Annotated in this window: 19 protein-coding genes; 10 read left to right on the top strand and 9 right to left on the bottom strand. The window is 68.3% G+C overall.

The features are described from left to right. Positions 1-12: 12 nt before the first annotated feature. Positions 13-594, bottom strand: coding sequence for a copper resistance CopC family protein (locus AC1MFL_RS08560; RefSeq protein ID WP_479814783.1), 582 nt, complete (start codon positions 592-594; stop codon positions 13-15). A 105-nt stretch (positions 595-699) separates the two neighbouring features. Continuing rightward, positions 700-1,308 (bottom strand): hypothetical protein, encoded by a 609-nt coding sequence (locus tag AC1MFL_RS08555; RefSeq protein ID WP_479814781.1) that lies wholly within the window; start codon positions 1,306-1,308, stop codon positions 700-702. 212 nt (positions 1,309-1,520) lie between these two features. On the opposite strand from AC1MFL_RS08555, the gene AC1MFL_RS08550 reads away from it, so the two are divergent. Then, positions 1,521-2,300, top strand: a complete 780-nt coding sequence (locus tag AC1MFL_RS08550) for a GntR family transcriptional regulator (protein ID WP_479814780.1) — start codon at positions 1,521-1,523, stop codon at positions 2,298-2,300. Here the strand turns inward: AC1MFL_RS08550 and AC1MFL_RS08545 are convergent. The 3 genes from AC1MFL_RS08545 to AC1MFL_RS08535 are packed head-to-tail and all read right to left on the bottom strand — an operon-like array spanning position 2,297 to position 4,482. Then, positions 2,297-2,806, bottom strand: coding sequence for a hypothetical protein (locus AC1MFL_RS08545; protein ID WP_479814778.1), 510 nt, complete (start codon positions 2,804-2,806; stop codon positions 2,297-2,299). The two genes, AC1MFL_RS08550 and AC1MFL_RS08545, sit on opposite strands and share 4 nt — an antisense overlap. A 49-nt stretch (positions 2,807-2,855) precedes the next feature. Then, positions 2,856-3,725 carry a cytochrome c biogenesis CcdA family protein gene (locus AC1MFL_RS08540; protein WP_479814777.1) on the bottom strand — a complete coding sequence of 290 codons (870 nt, stop codon included), beginning with the start codon at positions 3,723-3,725 and terminating at the stop codon, positions 2,856-2,858. A 1-nt stretch (position 3,726) separates the two neighbouring features. Further along, positions 3,727-4,482, bottom strand: a complete 756-nt coding sequence (locus AC1MFL_RS08535) for a DsbA family protein (protein WP_479814776.1) — start codon at positions 4,480-4,482, stop codon at positions 3,727-3,729. Between the two features lie 258 nt (positions 4,483-4,740). Here AC1MFL_RS08535 and AC1MFL_RS08530 point away from each other — a divergent pair, with 258 nt between their 5' ends. Continuing rightward, positions 4,741-5,166: a DsrE family protein gene (locus AC1MFL_RS08530; protein WP_479814775.1), complete on the top strand. Its 426-nt coding sequence runs from the start codon at positions 4,741-4,743 to the stop codon at positions 5,164-5,166. Positions 5,167-5,194: 28 nt separating this feature from the next. Here the strand turns inward: AC1MFL_RS08530 and AC1MFL_RS08525 are convergent, their stop codons facing one another. Continuing rightward, complete coding sequence (locus AC1MFL_RS08525) at positions 5,195-5,734, bottom strand: hypothetical protein (protein ID WP_479814773.1); 540 nt, start codon at positions 5,732-5,734, stop codon at positions 5,195-5,197. Beyond that, a complete protein-coding gene (locus AC1MFL_RS08520; protein ID WP_479814771.1) occupies positions 5,731-7,047 on the bottom strand; it encodes an MFS transporter in 1,317 nt (438 codons plus the stop codon). Before AC1MFL_RS08520 ends, AC1MFL_RS08525 begins: the two co-directional genes overlap by 4 nt. A 449-nt stretch (positions 7,048-7,496) precedes the next feature. Here AC1MFL_RS08520 and AC1MFL_RS08515 point away from each other — a divergent pair, with 449 nt between their 5' ends. Next, on the top strand, positions 7,497-8,069 hold the full coding sequence (locus tag AC1MFL_RS08515; RefSeq protein WP_479814769.1) for a LacI family DNA-binding transcriptional regulator: 573 nt from the start codon (positions 7,497-7,499) through the stop codon (positions 8,067-8,069). Between the two features lie 21 nt (positions 8,070-8,090). Here AC1MFL_RS08515 and AC1MFL_RS08510 read toward each other — a convergent pair whose 3' ends face one another. Then, on the bottom strand, positions 8,091-9,098 hold the full coding sequence (locus tag AC1MFL_RS08510) for a bile acid:sodium symporter family protein (RefSeq protein WP_479814767.1): 1,008 nt from the start codon (positions 9,096-9,098) through the stop codon (positions 8,091-8,093). Between the two features lie 131 nt (positions 9,099-9,229). Between AC1MFL_RS08510 and AC1MFL_RS08505 the strand changes: the two genes are divergently transcribed. The 4 genes from AC1MFL_RS08505 to AC1MFL_RS08490 all read left to right on the top strand — a co-directional run bounded on the left by AC1MFL_RS08505 (position 9,230) and on the right by AC1MFL_RS08490 (position 12,537). Continuing rightward, complete coding sequence (locus AC1MFL_RS08505) at positions 9,230-10,753, top strand: SulP family inorganic anion transporter (protein WP_479814765.1); 1,524 nt, start codon at positions 9,230-9,232, stop codon at positions 10,751-10,753. A 47-nt stretch (positions 10,754-10,800) separates the two neighbouring features. After that, entirely contained in the window at positions 10,801-11,058 is a 258-nt protein-coding gene (locus AC1MFL_RS08500) for a hypothetical protein (RefSeq protein ID WP_479814763.1), read from the top strand. 88 nt (positions 11,059-11,146) lie between these two features. Continuing rightward, positions 11,147-11,539 (top strand): protein-tyrosine phosphatase family protein, encoded by a 393-nt coding sequence (locus tag AC1MFL_RS08495; RefSeq protein ID WP_479814761.1) that lies wholly within the window; start codon positions 11,147-11,149, stop codon positions 11,537-11,539. 257 nt (positions 11,540-11,796) lie between these two features. Then, entirely contained in the window at positions 11,797-12,537 is a 741-nt protein-coding gene (locus AC1MFL_RS08490; protein WP_479814759.1) for a Type 1 glutamine amidotransferase-like domain-containing protein, read from the top strand. Positions 12,538-12,555: 18 nt separating this feature from the next. Here the strand turns inward: AC1MFL_RS08490 and AC1MFL_RS08485 are convergent, their stop codons facing one another. Further along, complete coding sequence (locus tag AC1MFL_RS08485; protein ID WP_479814757.1) at positions 12,556-13,662, bottom strand: GTP pyrophosphokinase; 1,107 nt, start codon at positions 13,660-13,662, stop codon at positions 12,556-12,558. A 198-nt stretch (positions 13,663-13,860) separates the two neighbouring features. Between AC1MFL_RS08485 and AC1MFL_RS08480 the strand changes: the two genes are divergently transcribed. From AC1MFL_RS08480 to AC1MFL_RS08470, 3 genes are read left to right on the top strand one after another with little or no spacing between them, the layout of a single operon-like run. Next, on the top strand, positions 13,861-14,655 hold the full coding sequence (locus AC1MFL_RS08480; RefSeq protein ID WP_479814754.1) for an alpha/beta hydrolase: 795 nt from the start codon (positions 13,861-13,863) through the stop codon (positions 14,653-14,655). Positions 14,656-14,698: 43 nt separating this feature from the next. Beyond that, positions 14,699-16,090, top strand: a complete 1,392-nt coding sequence (locus AC1MFL_RS08475) for a TrkH family potassium uptake protein (RefSeq protein ID WP_479814752.1) — start codon at positions 14,699-14,701, stop codon at positions 16,088-16,090. Beyond that, positions 16,083-16,778, top strand: a complete 696-nt coding sequence (locus AC1MFL_RS08470; RefSeq protein WP_479814750.1) for a potassium channel family protein — start codon at positions 16,083-16,085, stop codon at positions 16,776-16,778. The genes AC1MFL_RS08475 and AC1MFL_RS08470 overlap by 8 nt, the downstream gene beginning before the upstream one ends. Positions 16,779-16,835 lie beyond the last annotated feature (57 nt).

The raw sequence follows: 16,835 nt of genomic DNA, 5'->3' as shown, positions 1-16,835 counted from the left end.
GCCCGGAAAGTGTTATTCGCTGGGGGATAGCGTGTTGCGCTTGATGCGCCGGAGGCCTGCAAAGGCCAGGTAAATGACGAGACCTGCGGCCGCAGCGGTTCCTGCGGCAGGGAGCCAGCCGGGTGTGCCGGCACCGTCACCGGTGGCGCTCGCGGCGGCTGCACTGGTTTCAACGCCGGTATGAACGCCGTCGTGAGGGCTGGGAGAGGCTGCCGCCGGTGCCGCGGCGGCAGGTTTGCCGACGTGGAACCGGTAGCCGCCACTGATCGGGTGACCGTCCGCGGAGACCACCCGCCAGCTGACCTGGTAGCCGCCGTCGGGGAGTTCCGGGAGCGCCTGGGTCAGTGTTTGCCGGGTGAGTACGGCGGCGCCGGTTACCCAGTTCCTGGCGTTGTCATCGACGACGCGGACCTCGTGGCCCAGCGTCAGCAGGGGCGAACCGAAGGTCAGGATGATGCTGGCGGGCGTCTTGTCCAGGCCCTCGTCGGGCGCCGGGCTGGACGAAATCAGCTGGTCGTGGGCGAACGCCGCCGGCGCTGCAGGGAGGCTGATGCCTACGCAGAGCAAGAGGGCGGCGAGCAGTGTTGCTCCCAAGCCAGGATTCCGCCATGTTTTCAAGGGTCTTCTTGTCATGGCTGCTTCCCGCCCCGGCGCTGTCCGGCAGCGCTGCGGGGCGTATCGGGTGAAAGGCGCGAACGCCTAGGACACGAGCGGAAGCAGAGGAGGCCCGCGGTGGCGCATCACCAGCAGCGGTGCGCCGAGGTTGCGCAGCGGCCTGACGGGCCGGTTGGCCGGCAGAGCGGCCGGGGCCGGGCGCACCGGCAACGGGAGGAAAAGCGGGAGGAGAGCCGTCACGCGCAGGCGCATGGCCTGGACCAGCCGGACGACGGCGGTCTCGCCGCGGCGCAGGACGGCCACGGTCAGGACGGCGGCCACGGCGTGTCCCAGCCACATCAGTGGTGAGGTATGGTCCGCCGCGGCGGAGAGGAATGTACCGGAGGGTTCCAGTGCGGACGAGTGTGCCAGATGGCCGCCGGCCGGAGCACTGGACCCATGCGGAGCCGTGGCCCCGCTGAACAGCCAGTGGAAAAGTCCCTGGCTCAAAGCAACACCGGCGGAGAGCCGCCAGAGGGACAGCCCCCGCCCCGTGAGAGCGGTGCAGACCAGCCCGGACAGAGCCAGCGCCAACAGGAGCAACGGAAGTTCGGGAGCGTTCCCACCGGCCAGGGAATGCGAACCCGCTGCGATGGAGGTCGCGACGACGGCGCCGATCCAGCCGCGTACAAGGCGCAGGCCGCGTGCCGTCATTCTTCCTCCTCGGAACCCGGGGTTCGTCAGGGAGTGACCCCTCAGTGCCCAGCGGCGAATAAGTCCGTACGCCAGTATCTCACATACCCGTGGGGGTATAGAAGCTGCCGGAACCTGCTGCGTGCGGGGGAGCCCGGCCCAGATGCCGGCGTGTGTGATGCAGTAACGTCTTAATGCCAGCAGCTTTGTGCAGTAAATCGGTCGGGAGCAATGTGAAGGACCACCAGGACCCAGAGTCAGCGACCCACGCGGAGGCCGCCGTGGAACGGGCCAAGGGCGGCCCGCTCTGGAAGACTGTCAGCGCCGTGCTCCTGGAAGAAGTCCTCGCCGGGGAGTTTGTAGCGGGTTTCCCCGGGGAACTGGAACTGGCGCAGCGTTACGGGGTAAGCCGGGGCACGATCCGGGCCGCTTTGAAACCCTTGCGTGATGCCGGGCACATCACCGCCCACCCCGGAAAGAAACCAACAGTGGTCGCCGGGAGAAGTACGGCGTACGGGCCGATCTACAGCGTGCTGGCGTCCATCCGGGAGTCCGGGATGAAACACCGCAGTGTGGTCCTGGAGCAGCACCTCGTGGTCAATCCGGAGGTGGCGGTAAAGCTGTCCATGGATCCGGACGCGGAACTCTTCCACCTCTCGCGGGTGCGCCTCGCCGACGGCGAGCCGATTGGACTGGACCAGGTCTGGCTCCCCGCTGGGGCCGCCGGGAAGCTGCTTGAAGCAGACTTCCGTGACGCGTCTCTTTACGGGGAGCTTGACCGGCGCTGCGGCGTCGTGCTGGACGGCGGTACGGAGCAGCTCACTGCCGTGCTCGCCACCCCCGCGCAGGCGGCCCTGCTTGGGTGCCCGGAGAGCTCCCCGCTCCTGCTGATCGAGCGGACCGGCTGCCACCGGGCGCGCGACCTCGAGTTCCGGCGCAGCTATGTCCTTGGCGACAGGGTGGCAATCGTGACAGCCTTTGGCTGTAAGGCCGTTCCGCCCCGTCGGGCCTAGGGCGCCGCCTGAACGCGAGGCATCGGGCAGTGATCCTCAGAGGTTGCCCTCTTCACGAATGCCCACAGCAGCAGGGCGATGGAGAGGGCCGCCAGCAGGGGCTGGATCGGTTCGAAGTACTGCATGGCGCCGGAGGTGCCGAGGGCCAGCAGGACGAGCTTGTTGCAGACCGGGCAGCCCACGGCAAAAAATGAAACGATGGCGCCTGCAGCCCCGAACCGGCCTTTGCTGTCGGGCTCTCTGTCGCCGGGCCCGCCGTCGGCCGCTGGTTCGCGGGAGACATAGGTGGCCAGCAGCAATCCGGTGAGGACGGCCGTAACGCCGAGGACCGGGAAGGACCACCAGGTCGGCGGGACCTCACGGCTGAAAAGCGGTGTGTCGATCAGGTCCGTGGGCACGGCCACCACGAGGTAGGTGGCGGCGGCGGCGCCGGCCGCAGCCAGCCAGCGCCGCGCCGGCCATTGCGCCACGGCAGATATCAGGTCTTCGGATTTTCTGCGGATCATCGGGCATTCCTGTCTTTGGCCGGGCCAGGGGCGCCGGCTGTCCGGTTGGTCACGGTCTCCGGCGCACTTTGTGGGTCGCCGGCTCCGGGGGCGTTTCTGGGGGCATGGTTTGCCCGCTTTGGCGGCTCTTGAAATACAGTGCCGTGCCGATCGCGAGAACGAGGGCAGCGGCCCCGGTGACCACGAGATCAGGGATGCCGGCGGCAGCCTCAGTGGCGGCCGATTCTGTGCGGAACTGGTCCTGAACAGTCAGCACACCGCCCAGCCCCGCCGTCCCGTCGCTGATCAGCAGCAGCACGCCGACGCCGACGGAAATGAGGCCGGAAATGATCATCAGCCAGGAGTTCGACCACGTACCGATGGTGAGCGGCCGCGGCCGCAACCAGCGGCGACCGGAGATGCCTAGCCGGTCCCACAGGAGGGCCAGGACAAAGAGCGGCAAAGCCATCCCAAGCGCGAAGACTGCCAGCAGCGCGCCACCGTAGACGGCGTTGCTGCCCACTGCGGCCACGGTCAGGATGGAGCCCAGGATGGGGCCGGTGCAGACCCCAGCGACCCCGTAGACGGTCCCCAGTGCGAAGACGGACAGCCGCGAGGAGCCGGCGCCCGCCGTCGGCGTGAGCCCGGAGGGGAGCCGGATTGCCGCGATCTGGGCGGAGCCCAGGAGGATCACCAGGGCCGCCGAAACGCCGACCAGGACCGGCCGGTGCAGCGTGACAAGGGAGCCAAGTACCCCGGCAAATACCCCCAGCGGCACCAGGGTGCTCAGCAGGCCCAGGTAGAACAGCCCAGTCCGTGCCACTAACCGGGTCTTCGTGGAGAACGCGTAGGCGAAGAATGCGGGCAACAGGAGGGCTGAGCAAGGGCTCAGCAGGGTAAGAACGCCGCCCAGGAATGCGCCCGCGTAGCCGATGTCCATATCAATTGCCCTTGGCGGACTTCAGGGCGGCATCGATGGCCTTCTCAAAGGTGGCCAGCGGCTGTGCACCAACGAGAGGGGTGTCGTTCACCAGGAACATGGGTGTGCCGGTTGCGCCCAGGGACGCGGCCTCCTGGGCATCCTTCGACACCGCCTCCTTGAGTTCGGCGGAGTCGAGATCCGCTTCGAACCTCTTCAAGTCGGGGATTCCTGCGTCGCCGGCAAGCTGGATCAGCCGCTCCCGGGTCAGCTCGGCGTGGCCGCGCTCAGGCGCGATGGCATAGACGGCCTTGTTGTATTCCCAGAACCGGCCCTGCTCGCCCGCCGCGCGTCCGGCGACGGCGGCGGCGGATGACTGCGCCCCGAAGACCGGCAGGTCACGCCACTCCACTCTCAGGTCGCCGCGGTCGACGTATTTCGCCACCAGCGGGGGCAGGGTGTCCCGGGAAAATAGCCCGCAGAAAGGGCAGCGGTAGTCGGCGTACTCCACCAGGACGACCGGAGCATCCGGGCTTCCGACCGCTGTCGGATCGTCCGCTCTCCGGCGGGACATGTCCAGTTTTTCGCCGGCGGGACTCTTGGGGTCCTGGGCCTGCTGCCGTTGTTCGGTTTCGTCTTTTTGGGCCGCTGCCCCCTGGTACGAGAGTAGTCCCACCAAAAGCAACAGCACGGCGATGCCAAGTGCAGGCAAGACTATGGACGCGGTGCGGCGGCGTGGCTTGGCGGCTGCAGGCTCGGGCTTGGTCAAGGTGGGCATCCGGGCTCCTCAGGCGTTCCGTCGAGGAACGAAATGTTTAGACATTTAGTAGTGTGCGAGGCTACGTGACCTGAGTGCTGTTGTAAAACACCCGGAATTCAGATGCTAAACCCGGCCCGGAGGCCTGGCCGCTTTGACTCCGCCCCGCTTCGGAGGAATGTTTGTACATTTCTGCAGGACGGCCGCTAGCATGCAGGGAACGGCCAAGCCCGGCCCGGCTCGGGAGCGGGCGGGCCCAACCGAGCCGACGGAGATTGCATGTCTGAATTCGCAGCCGAACACCATGCCGGGCGGACCGTCGAAAATGAAGGGACCCCGCCGGAGAAGCGCAATGGGCAGGGCCGGCGCGGTCTCGTGGCCCATTCGGCCGGTCCGTTGCCGGATGGAGCACTTGCCGGGGTGCTCCGGAGCAGCCAAAACGCTGTTGCGGCCCTCGGAGCAGAGGTTCCCGTCGAGGCCGTCATCCAGGGGCCCGGCGTGGCCCACTTGGTGGAGGGCTCGGGGTTTGGTGAAGCCGTTTCCGCCGCCGTCGCCGGCGGAGTCCGGGTGCTGGCGTGCGGGAACAGCCTGCGTTCGGCGGGGGTGCCGGCGGAGCGCCTGCTGCCCGGCGTCGATATCGTTCCGGCGGCCATCGCGCACCTTGCCGAACGTCAATGGGACGGCTGGGCCTACATCCGCCTTTAACCGGTGCTCGGCCGCCGTGGCTGCAGGCTCAGTCCCGCGGCCTGGTGGGGAACAGCGGGCGGCAGTCCGTGCAGGCCTCGACATCGGAGTCCGCTGATCCGTTGCGGCCCAGCGTCACCTTGCGCTCCAGCTCCAGGCGGCCATGCAGGGCCCATGCCATCACGGCCAGGGACAGCAGGCCGACGGCGATCTGGACTGGCGGGAGCGCTTCCCTCGCCGAACTCGCCCACACCGCGCCGAAGAGGCCCAGGGCGGGCCAGCGCAGATCGCACAGCGTGGCGGCAGCGCCGATCGGTGCATTCACATAGCTGCCTGCCAGGAACCCGGCCAGGATCGAGCCCGCGCCCACCAGGGCGTAGCCCGTCCAACCGGTGCCGGCGCCGGCAATCATGCCGTTGGCGGCCATCAGGAAGACGGCTGCGAGGCCGGCCGCCACGACGGTCGTGGCCACGCGTTCCCGGGACCAGCTGCGGAGCACCTCCGCGAGCTGCCGCACCCGGCCGCGGCTTTCGGGTGCCTCCAGGGTGCCCGCGCCGATGTTCTGTTTGCGCTCGCTGTCGGCTGTCATGGCTGCTCCTGGACTTGGATGGGACGTCGTGGCTGCAGGAAGGTCCAGATGACCACGGTGGCCACCAGGGAGATGGAGAGGAAGCCGAGCCCGGAATACCCGACGGCGGCCAGTACCGGTCCGGCCAGCGCTCCGCCGGTCGCCCCGGCTGCGTTCATGCTCAGGTCCGACACACCCTGGATCGCGGGCCGGTCCTGAACATGCGCCGATTCGGCCACCAAGGCAGAGCCGGCAACCACGGAGGCGGACCAGCCCAGCCCCAGCAGGATCAGGCTCGTGGTCACGGCGGTGCGGGAATCCGGCGCGAGTCCGGCCAGCACCAGTGACATCAGCAGCATGGTCTGGCCCAGCAGGATGGTGCTCAGCCGCCCGACTTTGTCCGCCATCCAGCCAAAAACGGGAGAAAACGCGTACATGCCGGCGATGTGCAGGCTGATCGTCAGGCCCACCACCGTCAGGCTGGCCCCGTGGTCGCGCAGGTGCACGGGCGTCATGGACATGAGCGCCACCATCGTGGCGTGACTGAGGGCGACGGCGGCCACCGCATACCTTGCCCGGGGGTTGCTGCGCAGAATCCGCAGGCCGCTCTTGGGCCGGGGCGCTTGGAGATCGGGCACCCGGGAGGCCATCGCGGTGAGGAGGGGGTCCGGCCGCAGTCCCGTCGCATAGACGACGGCGGCCGAAAGCTGCGCGACCACGGAAAAGGCGAAGGCGCCCGTCAGCGGTGGGAGACCAAGGGAGGCTCCGACGATCTCGCCGGGACCGAACAGGTTCGGGCCCAAGACGGCGCCGATGGTTGTGGACCACACCACGATCGAGAGGTCACGGCCCCGGGATCCGGGGCGGGACAGGTCGGTTGCGGCGAAACGCGCCTGCAGATTCACTGCGGAGCCTGCGCCGAGGAGCATGAGGCCGAGCAGCAGCAGCGGGAAGAGGCCCAGCGAGGCTGAGGTGATTGCCGTGACGGCGCCCGCGCCGGCGATCAGTGCGCCGGTGGACAGCGAGATCCGCCGGCCTCGGGCCTGGGCCAGCCTGGCGAGGGGGACGGCGGCGAAGGCGGCGCCAAGGGTGCTCATCGTGGCGGCCATGCCGGACCAGGCGTTGGATCCGGAGAGCTGCGCTGCCAGCAGGGAGCCCAGGGATAGCGTTGCCCCCATGCCGATGCCGCCGAGGATCTGGCCGCCGACAAGAACGGAGACGACGCGGCGTTGCAGGCCGGGATTTTCGAGGCCCGGCCCGGCTGAGGGGGTGATATTTTCCGGCCTGGTGGCCTGCCGTGGCTGCAGGCCCTCCGGCCGTTCATCTGTGCTCATTTGTGATCCTTCTGCGTTCCCGGCATGGCCCCTGCGGCCGGGGACCCTTTCAATATACCCCATGGGGTATTATTGTTGTATTAGGTGCTGCATCCGCGGCACCCCTATTTTGGAGATCCTATGTGTGCTGCAGTTCGTTGTAATCGTTGCGGAAAAATCACCTGGGCCGGCTGCGGCGAGCATGTCGACTCCGTCATGGCCGACGTGCCCCAGGACCAGCGCTGCACCTGCGACGGCTAAGCAGGCTGGTCCCACGGAAGGTGCAGGCGCCGCCGTCGCCCGTCCAACCCCAACGCGGGGTCACCTAGCGCCCGTCCGGCGACCCGGGATGGGCGCTAGGTGACCCCGCGTTGGGGTGGGGGTTAGAGTTCAGACCGGGGGCACACCCCGCGAGGAAGTTTTCGGCCATCGCCACGAATCCGCGGCGCAGACGTACCCGGGAGTCATCAGTGCGGCACGGATCCAAGCCCACCATCCGCGACGTCGCGGAGGCCGCAGGAGTGTCCCTGACCACCGTCTCCTACGTGCTGTCCGGCCGCCCCGGCGGCAATACCCGGATCAGCCAGCCCACCCAGGACCGCGTTCACGCCGCGGCCGATGAGCTGGGCTATGTACCGAACCGGGCGGCCCGCGGGATGCGGCGGGGACGCACCGACGTCGTGGCCGTGGCCATCAGCGACCTCGACGATGCCTGGGACCGCGCGCTCGCGGCGGCAGCCGCCACGATCCTGCCCCGGCACGGCTACCAGCCCGTCATCCTGGTGGGCGAAAGCTGGCGGCAGTTCATGCTCTCCGGCGGCGCCGACGGCGTCATCCTCGGCTCCCAGCCGGCGGAACGCACCGCCGCCGACCTTGAGACGATGAAGGAACTCGCCGAGCGCGGCGTGGCCCTGCTGGTCTTCTCGGACTCGGCGCAGCCGGGCGGTGTCGACGTCCTGGCGCCGGGAACTGCGGGGGCGGCGGGGGCCGGGACACTTTTCGAGCAGGCGGTCGCGAGGCTGCTGGCGCGGCTGTCCGCCTAAGCGCCAGGGAGGCGCCGGCCCCTACTCGTCCCGCAAGGGACGCCGCGCCAGCAAGGCCGCGACGATCGCGCCGGAAATGTTGTGCCAGAGCGAGAACACAGCGGAGGGCAGCGCGGTCAGCGGGCTGAAGTGCGCCGTGGCCAGGGTGGCGGCCAGCCCGGAGTTCTGCATGCCGACCTCGAACGCCAGCGCCCGGCGGGCCTTGTCGTCCAGGCGCCCGAGCTTGCCGGCCAGATACCCAAGGCCCAGGCCGAAGCCGTTGTGCAGCACCACGGCGAGGAACACGATCCCGCCGGCGGCGACGATCTTGCTGGCGCTTCCGGCCACCACAATCGCCACGATCAGGGAAATGACGACGGCGGAGGCCCAGGGCAGCGCCGGAAGCACCCTGGCGACGAGCTTTTTGAGGAACAGTCGGGCCAGCAGGCCGGCGATCACCGGCAGCAGCACGGTCTTGACGATGTCCAGCACCATGCCGCCGGCGTCGATCTGCAGGTAGGAGCCGGCCAGGAAAAGCACCAGCAGCGGCGTCACGATCGGGGCGATCAGGGTGGACACGGAGGCGACGGCGACCGACAGGGCGACGTCGCCCTTGGCCAGGAACGCCATCACGTTGGATGCGGTGCCCGAGGGCGCGCAGCCGACGAGGATCAGGCCCACCGCCAGTTCCGGCGACAGGTTCAGGCCGACGGCGATCAGCCAGCCGGCGCCGGGCATGATGACATAGTGCGCCACGATGCCCAGGACCACGGCCCCGGGACGCTTGGCCACAGAGGCAAAGTCGGGCGGCGTCAGCGTCAGGCCCATGCAGAACATGATGATGCCCAGCAGGTACGGCACGCTGGGCCCCATCGGCTTGAAGGCGTCCGGCAGCAGGTACCCGGCGACGCCTGCGATGACGACGAGCAGCGGGAACACTGTCACCGCAATGCGGGCGATCTTGGCCTCGGCGGCGAGGGCGGGGTTGACCGGGACCGCGACAGTGCTGGTCTCGGGAGCGGACTTCGGGGATTTGGTTGCCTCAAGCATCCAAGCATGGTGCCACTGCGGCCGCTCCGAAGCCAGTTCGTGACCGCTCCGCCTGCAAATACGTCAGATTTCTTTGCGGTGTCCGGTGCGCGGGAAACGCCCCTCAGTGTCCTGCCGGTAAAGTTGCCGCAATGGCCACCAAAACCGCCGGAACCACCCCTGCCCCCACCCCGGAGCAGCTCCAGTCTGTCCGCGGCACCCTGCGTTCCCCGCGCCGGCTGAAGACCGAGGTCCTTGGCGGGCTCGTCGTCGCGCTGGCCCTCATCCCCGAGGCCATCGCCTTCTCGATCATTGCCGGCGTCGACCCCCGGATCGGGCTCTTCGCCTCCTTCACCATGGCGGTCACGATCGCCTTCGTCGGCGGCCGCCCGGCCATGATTTCGGCGGCCACCGGCGCCGTCGCCCTGGTGATCGCCCCGCTGGTGAAGTCCCACGGCCTGGACTATCTCGTCGCCGCGGTGATCCTGGCCGGCCTCTTCCAGATCATCCTGGGCCTCTCGGGTGTCGCGAAGCTGATGCGGTTCATCCCGCGCTCGGTCATGGTGGGATTCGTCAACGCCCTGGCCATCCTGATCTTCTTGTCCCAGGTCCCCGAGCTGATCGGCGTCCCCTGGCTGGTCTATCCGCTCACCGCGGCGGGCCTGCTGATTGTCTTCGGCCTGCCCAGACTGACCAAAGCTGTGCCGGCCCCGCTCGTCGCGATCGTGGTCCTGACGATCGTCACCGTGCTGGCCTCCGCCGCCGTCCCCACGGTGGGGGATAAGGGTGCACTGCCGGACTCGCTGCCGTCCCTGTTCCTGCCCAACGTCCCCTTCACGCTCGAGACGCTGCAGGTGATCTTCCCCTTCGCCCTGGCGATGGCCTTTGTGGGGCTGCTCGAATCCCTGATGACCGCGAAGCTCGTGGACGACATCACGGACACCCGCTCCCACAAGACGCGCGAGGCCTGGGGCCAGGGTGTCGCCAACATCGTCACCGGGTTCTTCGGCGGCATGGGCGGCTGCGCGATGATCGGCCAGACCATGATCAACGTCAAAGCCTCCGGCGCCCGCACCCGGATCTCCACGTTCCTGGCCGGCGTCTTCCTGCTCATCCTCGTGGTGGCCCTCGGCGGCATCGTGTCCCTCATCCCCATGGCCGCCCTCGTGGCCGTGATGATCTTCGTTTCCGTGGCCACATTCGACTGGCACAGCATCCGGCCGTCCACACTGAAGGCAATGCCCAAGAGCGAAACGCTCGTGATGGCGGCCACCGTGAGCGTCACCGTGGCGACGCACAACCTGGCGATCGGCGTCGGCGTCGGCGTGCTGGTGGCGACGGTGCTGTTCGCCCGCCGCGTCGCGCACTTCGTCACGGTGGACCGCACCGTGGCAGAGGTCGACTGCGGTCCGGTCGCCACCTATACAGTCGACGGCGAGCTCTTCTTCGCCTCGTCGAACGACCTCTACACCCAGTTCGAATACGCCCTGGATCCGGACCGGGTGGTCATCGACATGCACGCCAGCCACCTGTGGGATGCCTCCACGATCGCCTCGCTCGATGCCATCACCGAGAAGTACCGGCACCACGGCAAGACCGTGGACGTCGTGGGCCTCAATGACGCCAGCCTCCTGATGCGCGAACGCCTCGCCGGAAAGCTCGGCTCCGGCGACTAGGCGGCGCCGCCGGCGCGGTTAGGCCGTGGCGGCCGAACCCGTGTGGGGTGTTGCCGCGCCCGCGGGGTCGACCAGGGGATGCCGAGTGCCTGCAGGGCGAACTCGCCCTGTTCAGCACCATCGCTGCCGCCGCCACGGCCGGCGGTGTCTCGCTGGCCGCCCTCTCCGCCGGCTACTCCATGGTCTTCCTGTGGGCTGCGGACTTCGCGATCCTGATTGCCCCGATTGCTTTGCTGCTCATCAACATCGACCGCAAGGTCTTCACCGGAACACAGGGCGACGCACCCGTGGTTCATCCGGGTTAGCTCGGAATTGGACCGGTGCGTGTCGCCGGCGGAAGGTCTACGCTCGGGAACATGAGGCAGACCTGGGACCCGGGCCAGACGGGAATCCTTGAACTTCCGTCCGGCCTGCTCATCCGCGGTCGCGCGTTGCTCAGGCCGCTTCCCGCCGGGCCGCGGCCTGTACCTGCTGGGGAACCGCCCGGCCCCGGTGGGCTGGGATTCCCGCTGGGTCCGCTGGCGGGATCTGCGCGTTCCGGCCGACGACGCCGATACCTTGGATGCGCTGACGGAGGCCCTGCGCCGTGCCGGGACCGAGCGGGTTGAAGTTGCCTGCTGGGGCGGCCGCGGACGGACCGGCACCGCGCTGGCCTGCCTTGCGGTCCTGGACGGCGTCCCGCCTGCGGAGGCCGTAGCCTTCGTGCGCGCACGCTACCGCCGGGGCGCCGTCGAGACTCCGTGGCAGCGGGCGTACGTCGCCCGCTTCCGAGGCCCGGAGGCGTGACGCGCCAGCCGCACTGCGACCCGCCCAACGCACCGTGACGCGCCAGCCGCACTGCGACCCGCCAACCCGACCGTGACGCGCCAGCCGCACTGCGACGCGCCCATTTCCAGGCGCGCCCGAATGCCGCTAGCGCCCGGAAATTCCCGCCTCGAGGATGCGATGGCGCCGCGACAGCTGCTGACTTGCCGGAAACTCGGAAATTCCGCGGGCATGGGTAGTCTCAGCAGCGAGACTTCACTTCCCGTAGAAGGAGAACCATGGCCGCCGAGCAACCGACAATCCTTGCCACCTCCGGGGGCTACAGACCGGGGGCGCGGACACGCCTGGAATTCAACAAGCTGGTCCATTACGCGGTGGACTTGTCCGGTGTCGCCGGACGGGCGCCCAGGGTCGCCCACGTCGGCACGGCCAGCGGCGATCAGCGGTGGTTCAACAACGAGATCAGCGAAGCGGGGAACGTCGCAGGCTTCCAGCTCAGCCACCTGAACCTGTTCACGATGCCCAACGTCGAAAACGTCGAGGACTACCTGCTGGGCCAGGATGTGGTCTGGGTCAACGGCGGCTCCGTGGTCAACCTCCTCGCCGTCTGGCGCGCCCACGGGCTGGATGCAATCTTCCGGCGCGTCTGGGAGGCAGGGGTGGTGCTGGCCGGAGTCTCGGCCGGGTCGATCTGCTGGTTCAACGGCGGGACGACCGATTCGTTTGGCCCTGAACTCCGCGCCGTGAGCAACGGCCTGGGCCTGCTGCCGTATGACAACGGGGTCCATTACGACTCCGAAGCCGCACGCCGGCCGCTCGTGCACCGACTGGTGGCGGACGGAACCTTGGGCGAGACCCACTGCACCGACGACGGTGTGGGCCTGCTCTACCGCGGGACGGAACTGGTCGGGGCGGTCACGGAATTGCCAGGCAAGGCCGCCTACCGGGTGCGGCTGGTCCCGGCCGACGGCCCGGAGGCTGAAGTGGTCGAGGAGCGGCTGGAGCCAACCGGGCTCTAGGCTCACCCGTCCGTGGCCCTACCCCTGGGTCAGGCGGTAGCGCTCGATCTGCTTGAGCCGCCGCTGGAGGCTGTCGCGCCGCGGGTGCGGGACGGCGTCGGCCGGTTCGGCGGTGAGGTCGATGTGTTTGGTGCCGTACTGCCAGAGCAGCAGGTCGTCCAGGAGCCGGTCCGGGCCGGGGGAGTAGCGGTGGTCCAGGGCCTTGCGGACCTCGGTGATCCGGTTGGCGCTGAGCAGCCCGGCCAGCTGCATGGTCTGGTTGAGGCCGTGGGCGGCCATCAGCTCGGCGGCCCAGCCCCAGTCGTCGTCGACCTTCCGGGCCACGTGCGGCAGGAGCGTGCGCCAGACGTCGCGGATCCGGTTCGGGGTCAGCTGGGCGGCGCCTTCACCGTCCATGTCCCAATAGCTGCGGACCTCTTCGTAGCGTTCGTGCAGGTCAGCGAACGCACCTTCCACTGTTTCCAGCATGGCGGCGGTGGCGGTGAACTGCCGGTCGAAGTGCGGGGTCCAGGCGCGCGGGTCCTCGGCCTTGAATCGGATGTCATGTTCGATTTCGCTCCAGGCGTGCGCGAACACGGTGCGGATCTGGCATTCGAAGAAGTAGCTGCCGTTCGGCGGGACCTCCGGGTTGAAGGCCTGCTGGTACTCCTTGACGGCGTCGTTCTGGATCGTCCGAAGGATCAGGTGGCGGCTGGAATAGCCGTAGGTTCCCGACTCGATGGAGCCGATGTCCTTCTCGCGGTCACCACGGCAGTCAAAGAGCTGGCGCTGGCGTTTGATCAGGTTGGCCACCACCGCGTTTTCTGCCGGCAGCTTGGTGATCACCCGGATGCCCACCATGTCATTCAGGGTCCGGAACGGGTCCGGGAACTTCAGCACCGGCGGACCGCCCGGTTCCAGCGGCTCCTCAATGCGGGAGATCTTCTCGCGGAAGGATTCGACCGTCTTGGTCCGGCCCGTGACGAACAGCGGAGTCACCTCGGTGCCCTTGAGCATGGTCCGCAGCGTCAGCAGGACCTCGCGGGTGACCAGCTTCAGGGCAGGGCGCACCCGCTCGTAGAGTTCCACATTGTCCTGCACCGATTCGCGCAGGCTCGGGTCCAGTCGATCCCAGTTGCTCGCCATGCTTCCAGCTTACGGCCGGGGTACGACGGCGGCGGGCTGACACCCCTGGGCCGGCCCGCCTTACGCCGTGCCGCGAGGCGCTCAAGGTAGGCTCGGCACATGGCTGATGTGCGGCGTCGGGCTTTGATCGCGGCCGCAGCGACGGTGACTCTGGGGGCAGTCTCCGCCGCCTGTTCACCGGGCCCCAAGGAGGAAACTGTGAAGCGGCATAGGTACAGCTACGGCGATGACCCCAGCCAGTGGGGCGAGCTCTTCCTGCCGGATGCCGCCGCGACCCAGGGCGTGGTGGTGGTGATCCACGGCGGCTACTGGCGCTCGCAGTACGGTGCGGAACTCGGCGAGCCCCTGGCCAAGGACCTCGCGGCGCACGGCATGGCCGCCTGGAACCTGGAATACCGCCGGGCCGGCAACGGAGGCGGCTGGCCCCACACCTTCGCCGACGTGCTCGCCGGCATCGACAAGCTCGGCGACATTGCCGGTGAACACGGCGTCGGGCTGGAGCGGGTCGTGGCGCTGGGACACTCGGCCGGCGGCCACCTTGCCGTCTGGGCTGCGGGACGCCGCCGCCTCTCCCAGCTCGGCGCCCCGGACGCGGACCGCCAGCTGCTGCGCCGGGCCGACGACGGCGCGCTGCACCTCACCGGCGTCGTCAGCCAGTCCGGGGTGCTCAACCTCGCGGAAGCCGAACGGCTGAACCTCAGCAACGGCGCGGTCAGCAACCTGCTGGGCGGATCCTCCGAAAAATACCCGAAACGGCATAAATATGCGGACCCGATGAGCGCGGTGCCGCTGACGGTCCCGGTCTATGCCGTCCACGGCACGGACGATGACACGGTCCCCGTGAGCCAGTCCGACTCCTATGCCGCGGCGGCCAAGGCTGCCGGCGCCCCCGTCCAGCTCCTGAAGGTCCCGGGCGACCACTTCGCGCTGATCGACCCGAAGGCCGCCGCGTACCGGAAGTGCCGCGAACTCGTGCAACTCCTGCTCGGCTGAGTCCCATCCGCCCGAGCCGCCGGCCGGTGGTAGCGTGACCCCTATGCAAGTCGAAGCTCCTGCGATCCTGCGCGCCCTGGCAGCGGGCTTCACCAAGTTCCTCCGGGCCTTCGCGCCCCGCCACCCGGCCCAGGTCATCGTGCTCGGTTTCGCCACTGCAGTCGCCGCCGGCACGGGTCTCTTGTTGCTCCCCGCGGCCACGGCCGATGGCGGCGGGGCGAGCCCGCTGGATGCGCTGTTCACCGCTACCTCCGCCGTCTGCGTTACCGGACTGATCACCGTGGACACCCCGGTTTTCTGGAGCGGATTCGGCCAGGTGGTCATCCTGGTGCTGGTCCAGATCGGCGGCTTCGGCGTGATGTCCTTCGGCACGCTGCTCGGGGTCCTCACCGCCCGCCGGCTGGGCTTAAGGTCCCGGATTTCTGCCGCCGCAGAGACCAAGAGCAACGGTTTCGGGGACGTTCGCCAGGTGCTGGTCGGAGTCCTGCTCATCAGCCTCGTCGTGGAAGCTGCGCTGGCGCTGATTCTCACGATCCACTTCATGGCCGGGTACGGCTATCCGCTGGGCCAGGCTGTGTGGCACGGGGTGTTCCACTCCATCTCGGCCTTTAACAACGCCGGCTTTGCCCTGTATTCGGACAACCTGATGGGGTTCGTCGGGGACCCCTGGGTCTGCCTGCCGATCGCCGCCGCAGTCATCATCGGCGGCCTCGGATTCCCCGTCCTCTTCGAACTGGGCCGGCAGTACCGGCGTCCGATCCACTGGAGCATGAACACGAAACTCGTCCTTGTTGGCTCAGCCATCCTCCTGGCCGGCGGAACCGTGTTCCTCACCGCCGTCGAATGGGCCAACCCGGCCACGCTGGGCGGACTCAACCCGGCCGGGCGGGTGCTGGCCGGCTTCTTCCAGTCCGCCATCACCCGCACCGCCGGCTTTAACAGCGTCGACATCGCCCAGATGAATCCCGTGTCCTGGCTGGGCATGGACATCCTGATGTTCATCGGCGGCGGCCCGGCAGGTACCGCCGGCGGACTGAAAATTACCACTTTCGCCGTCCTGTTCTTCATTCTCAGCACCGAACTCCAGGGTGGAACGGCCGTAAACATCTTCGGCAAGCGGCTGTCCCGCGCGGTGCACCGCCAGGCGATCACCGTGGTGCTGCTGGCGATCGCCCTCGTCACCGGTTCGACGATGTTCCTGATGCTGATCACCGACTTCGGGCAGGAACGGATCCTGCTCGAGGTCATATCGGCTTTCGCTACCGTCGGGCTGTCCACCGGCATCACCGCCGCGATCCCTCCGGCGGGTCAGCTCGTGCTGATCCTGCTGATGTTCGTCGGGAGGCTTGGCCCGGTGACGCTCGGCGCGGCCCTGGCCCTGCGCGAACGACCCATGCTTTACGAGTACCCCAAGGAAAGGCCCCTCATTGGCTAGGAACATTTTCTCGTCCCACTCCGCCACGGCCAGTGACAAGGCGTCCTCGGTGGTGGTCATCGGCCTGGGCCGCTTTGGCGGTTCGCTGGCCCTGGAGCTGGAGGCGCAGGGTACCGAGGTGCTCGGTATCGACGCCAGCGAAGAGATCGTCCAGTCCTTCAACGGGCGCCTCACGCATGTGGTCAGGGCCGACTCCACCAAGGAGGAGGTGCTGCGCCAGCTCTCGGTCCATGAATTCGACCGGGCCGTGGTGGGGATCGGCTCGGATATCGAAGCCAGCATCCTGACGACCTCCCGGATCCTCAAATTCCAGCGTCCGCAGATCTGGGCGAAGGCCATCAGCGAACCGCACGCCGAGATCCTTGCCCAGCTCGGCGTCGAGCACGTCATCCGGCCGGAACACGACATGGGCAAGCGCGTCGCGCACCTGGTCCTCGGCTCGATTCTGGACTATGTCGAATTCGAGGATGACTTCGTGATGATCCGGACCAGCCCGCCCTCCGGCATCCGGGACCGGCCCCTGGGCGTGCTCGGCCTCCGGGACAAGTACGGCGTCACCATCGTCGCGGTCAAACGGCCCGGCGGGAAATGGGGCCACACGACGGCGCAAACGGTGCTCTACGACGACGACCAGATCATTGTCCAGGGCAGCAAAGCCAAGGCCGAACGGTTCAGCACGTTGCCCTGACCCACTAGACTGGGTCACAGGTGCGCCGGGAAGTCTGGTCGGCATGGTTTCGTCGAC

Source organism: Arthrobacter sp. BG3 (genome assembly GCF_056680185.1).
Note: the sequence above shows the minus strand (reverse complement) of the source record. Positions and strands in the feature narration are given on the sequence as shown.